This window comes from Micromonospora sp. NPDC003776 (assembly GCF_053605645.1).
In genome coordinates this window covers 1-4,603 of sequence record NZ_JBSGJR010000555.1, presented here as the reverse complement: position 1 = coordinate 4,603, position 4,603 = coordinate 1, and the positions used below count along the sequence as shown (strand labels likewise).

4 protein-coding genes are annotated in these 4,603 nt (G+C 76.6%); 2 read left to right on the top strand and 2 right to left on the bottom strand.

Annotated features, from left to right (window positions below; all coding sequences use genetic code 11):
- Together ACWEVO_RS30700 and ACWEVO_RS30695 are read left to right on the top strand one after the other, a co-directional pair.
- A partial coding sequence (locus ACWEVO_RS30700; protein WP_452310957.1) for an SDR family NAD(P)-dependent oxidoreductase occupies positions 1-757 on the top strand: 757 nt, incomplete at its 5' end.
- Between the two features lie 9 nt (positions 758-766).
- Positions 767-1,276, top strand: coding sequence for an NUDIX hydrolase (locus tag ACWEVO_RS30695; protein WP_452310956.1), 510 nt, complete (start codon positions 767-769; stop codon positions 1,274-1,276).
- Between the two features lie 150 nt (positions 1,277-1,426).
- On the opposite strand, the gene ACWEVO_RS30690 is transcribed toward ACWEVO_RS30695, so the two are convergent.
- Together ACWEVO_RS30690 and ACWEVO_RS30685 are read right to left on the bottom strand one after the other, a co-directional pair.
- Entirely contained in the window at positions 1,427-3,853 is a 2,427-nt protein-coding gene (locus ACWEVO_RS30690) for a beta-glucosidase (protein ID WP_452310955.1), read from the bottom strand.
- A 269-nt stretch (positions 3,854-4,122) separates the two neighbouring features.
- On the bottom strand, positions 4,123-4,603 hold a 481-nt coding region (locus ACWEVO_RS30685), incomplete at its 5' end, for an ROK family protein (RefSeq protein WP_452310954.1).

Below are 4,603 nucleotides of genomic sequence, written 5' to 3'. Positions count from 1 at the left end.
CGCCGCGCTCACCGGCGCCGGCGCCCGGGTCGTCGGGCTGGACCTGCACGCCGACGAGGACGCCGGCCTGCCGGTGCTCGGCTGCGACCTGACCGACCCGGTCGCGGTGCCGGCGGCCGTGGCCGCCGCCGTGGACCGGCTCGGCGGACTGGACCTGCTGGTCAACAACGCCGGTGTCGGCGGGCCCGCCCCCGCCGAGCTGCCCCCCGAGGAGGTGGTCCGCCAGCAGTTGGAGGTCAACCTGCTCGCCGCCTGGCGGACCACGGCGGCGGCGCTGCCCGCGCTGGAGGCGGCCCGCGGCCGGGTGGTCTTCGTGGCCAGCCGGATGGCCGTGCTGCCGCTGCCCCTCGCGGCCGCGTACGGGGTGAGCAAGCGGGCCCTGGTCGCGTACGCCGACGCGCTGCGCCACGAGGTCGGCACCCACGTCGGGGTCAGCGTCGTCTACCCCAGCATGGTCGCCTCACCGATCCACGACAGCACCGCCCAGGCCGGGCTGTCGCTGAGCGGGGTGTCCCGGCTGGAACCGGTGGACGGGGTGATCGCGGCGATCCTGCGGGCCGCCACCGCCCGCCGGGCGCCCCGGGACGTCGCCACCACCACCCGGGGACGCGTCGAGCTGGCCCTGGCCCGGCACGCGCCGGCCCTCGCCGACCGCATGGTGCGCCGTACCGTCGCCGGGCGGATCGCCGCCGGTGACCTGGACGGCGCGGCGCTCGCGGCCGGCATGGTCCGGCGGCACCGGGACGCCCGCCGGTAGGGTGCCGGCATGCCACAGTCGCCCTACATCGCCCGGATGCGCCGCCACATCGGACACGACCTGCTGATGCTCTACGGCGTCAGCGGCGTGGTCACCGACGACGCCGGGCGGCTGCTGCTGGCCCGCCGCGGCGACAACGGCCGCTGGTCCGTCCCGGCCGGCATGGTCGACCCCGGCGAGCAGCCCGCCGACGCGCTGCTGCGCGAGGTGTACGAGGAGACCGGCGTCAAGGTCGAGATCGACCGGATCGGTGGCGTGGCCACCCACCCGGTCGTCTACCCCAACGGCGACGTCTGCGAGTACCTCAACGTCTGGTTCCACTGCCGGGCCGTCGGCGGCGCGCCCACGGTGGACGGCGACGAGTCCCTCGCGGTCGACTGGTTCGCCCCGGACGACCTGCCCGACCTGGACGACTGGTCCCGGCTGCGGATCAGCACCGCGCTGCGCGCGGACCGGGCCGCCTGGTACGCCGCGCCGGGCGAGCACCACCCGGCCCTGCACCAGCCCGACAACCTGTGACCTGACGGCGCGAAGGCCACCTCGACCGGCCGTCCCGGCGACAGCGCCACCACCCCGTGCCCCGACCGGCGGGGGCGGTGTCCGGGCGGCCGTGCCCGGCGTGCCGGGCGACGCCGGCGATGGTGACCTGGTCACCGGCGGTACGCGCGCTCACCGGGCGGACCCGTACCGGCCGGCGGCGGGCACACCGGCCGGGGCCGCGGCGGTGACGGCGACGACGCCGACCAGGCGTACGTCCCGGGCGGAGCGACCGACCAGCAGCGTGTGGCTGGCGTCCTCCACCACCATGGCCCGGGCCGTCTCGTCCCACCAGGCCAGCTCGTCGGTCCGCAGGCGCAGGGTGACCCGGGCGCTCATCCCGGGGTCGAGGGTGACCCGGGCGAAGTCGCGCAGCTGCCGCAGCGGCTGCTTGACCCGGGAGCGACGCTGCCGGGTGTAGAGCTGCACCACCTCGGTGCCGGCGCGGGTGCCGGTGTTGGTGACCTCGACGCTCACCTCGACCTCCTCGCCGGCGTGCACCGCGGTCGCGCCCAGCCGCAGGTCGGCGTAGTCGAAGCGGGCGTAACTGAGCCCGTGCCCGAACGGGTACAGCGGCTCGCCCCGGTGGTACAGGTAGGTGGCGTCGGCGCCGATGATGTCGTAGTCGAGCAGGTCGGGCAGGTCGGCGGTGTCGGCGTACCAGGTCTGGGTGAGCCGGCCGCCCGGGTCGGCGTCGCCGAGCAGCACGTCGGCCAGCCCGTTGCCGTGCTCCTGACCGCCGTGCGAGGTCCACAGCACCGCCGGCAGGTGCTCCTGCGCCCAGCCCACCGCGTACGGGTAGCTGCTGGTCACCACCAGCACGGTGCGCGGGTTGGCGGCGTGCACGGCGCGCAGCAGCGCCTCCTGCCCGGCCGGCAGGGCCAGCTCGACCCGGTCCTCGGTCTCCCGGCCGTTCGCCAGGGGATGGTTGCCGAGCGCGACCACGGCCACGTCCGCCGCGGCGGCCAGCGCCGCGGCCTCGGCGGCACCGTCGGCGACCAGCTCGGCGGTGAACACGGCCGCGGCCGCGACGTCGGCCCCGACGGCCAGCCGCCCGTCGCCGTCCACGGTGACGTACCGGTCGGTGGCCAGGTGGTGCAGCAGCGCGGTGCCGTCGGGGCGGTGCTGGAAGCGGAAGGTCTCCCGGACCACCCAGCCGCCCGGGCCGGGCCGGTCGTTGACCAGCTCGCCGGTGTCCCGCACGCCGACGTGCCGCCCGTTGCCGACGGCGCGCAGCGCGACCACACCCTGCCCCCAGTCGAAGACGTCGAACGCGGTGGCGTCACCGTCGAGGGTCAACGGTCCACCCTCGGCGGTGCCCGGGCCGTGCACGTGCCGGTCGCCGACGCGCAGGGTGATCCGGTCGGCGCCGGAATGGGTGGTCACCTCGGGCAGCCGGGTGGCCAGTCCGGCGTAGGCGCTGACCGCGTACGGCAGCGTGCCGCCGTACCAGTCCTCGTGCACCGCGTCGGCGAGCGGGCCGAGCACGGCGACCCGGGACGTGTCGGCGGGGGACAGGGGCAGCAGGCCGTCGTTGCGCAGCAGCACCACCGACTGGCGGGCCGCCTCCCGGGCCAGTTCCCGGTGCGCCGGGCAGTCGACCACGTCGGCGTACGGGTCCTGGGCGGGCGGGTCCAGGTCGCCCAGGCGCAGCCGGAGGGTGAGGAGCCGCCGGACCGCCCCGTCCACGTCGGACTCGGCGATCAGCCCGCGGTGCAGCGCCTCGGTCAGTCGGGCCACGGTGGCCGTGCCGTCCCGGTCGTCCTCGGTGAAGCAGTCGATCCCGGCGCGTAGCGCGGCGGCGAAGCCCTCCACGTGGTCGGGCAGGTGGGCCTGCACACCGGCGAGGTGGCCGACCGCCCCGGCGTCGCCGACCACCACGATCTCCTCGTCGGCCCAGCCGCGCAGCTCGCCCACGATGAGCGGGCTCAGGTGCGCCGGCACGCCGTTGACCCGGTTGTAGGAGGCCATCACGGCGACCGCCGCGCCGGCGGCGAGCGGGGCGCGGAAGGCGGGCAGCTCGTACTCGTGCAGCACCCGCGGCGGCAGGTCGCTGGAGGTCGTGGCCCGGTCGGTCTCGTCGTTGTAGCCGAGGAAGTGTTTGAGGGTCGGCGCGGTGCGCAGCCGGGTCGGATGGTCCCCGCGCAGCCCCCGGCCGTACGCGGTGGCCAGCCGCCCGGTCAGCCACGGGTCCTCGGACCAGCCCTCCTCGTTGCGTCCCCGGCGCGGGTCGCGCAGCGGGTTGACCACCGGCGCCCACACGTTGAGGCCGACCCGCTGCGGATCCGCCTGGTGCTTGGCGCGTACCTCGTCGCCGACGGCGGCGCCGATCGCCCGGACGAGTTCGGGGTTCCAGGTGGCGGCCAACCCGACCGGCTGCGGGAAGACGGTGGCCGGGCCGAGCCAGGCGACGCCGTGCAGCGCTTCCGTGCCGGTGCGGAACGGCGGCAGCCCGAGCCGGGGCACCGGCGGCTGCCACTGGTGCAGCAGGCCGAGCTTCTCCGGCAGGGTGAGACGGGCCAGCAGGTCGTCGAGGCGGTGCGGGGTGCGGTCGGACATGGCGAGGTGCCTTCCGTAGGGCGTACGGTGCGGCCCGACGGTGGGTCGAAGCCTTCGACGACGTCGTGACGAGTGGCGGCGCGCATGGTGGAAGAAGGCGGTCGTCGGCCCGGACGCTGGTGAAGCGCTTCGACGACCGCGGGAAGGAAAAGACCCCCGACTGCCCTGTGCCGGAGTGGCCGTACCGAGGCTGGCACCCGGACACCGATCCGGTCAAGGCCCGGCCGCCAGGCGTCCTCCGTCCGGCGTGGACGGAGCGGGTCGGCTGTCTACGCCACCGGCAGCCGCCCGGCCTCGACCGTGGCGAGGGCGGCGGTGGCGCCACCCAGCGCGCTGGCCGCCGCGCCGAGCGTGCTGGCCTCCAGCCGGGTGCCGCCGCCCTGCGGCGCGAGGGTGCGGGCGGCCAGCTCCGCCCGGGCCGCCGGCAGCAGCCACGGCGCCAGCGCGGCGAAGTGCCCACCGACCACGACCACCTGCGGGTCGAGGAGATTGGCCAGGACGGACACCCCGTGACCGAGGTGCCGGCCGACCTCGGCGAGGCCGGCCAGCGTGCTCTCGTCGCCGGCGCCGGCGAGGGCCTGGATCCGGTCGATCTCCGGCAGGTAGTCGGTGACCGGGCCGTCCCGCTCGGCGTCGGGCAGCACCCGGCGGACCACCGCGTCCACGCCGGTGAGCGCGGCGAGGCAACCGCGGCGGCCGCAGGCGCAGTGCGGGCCGCCCGGGTCCAGCGGCACGTGGCCGACCTCTCCG

What these genes read in the sequence shown, in the direction of transcription:
- ACWEVO_RS30690 (WP_452310955.1), bottom strand. Translation starts at nt 3,853, where the DNA reads ATGTCCGACCGCACCCCGCACCGCCTCGACGACCTGCTGGCCCGTCTC.
- ACWEVO_RS30695 (WP_452310956.1), top strand. Translation starts at nt 767, where the DNA reads ATGCCACAGTCGCCCTACATCGCCCGGATGCGCCGCCACATCGGACAC.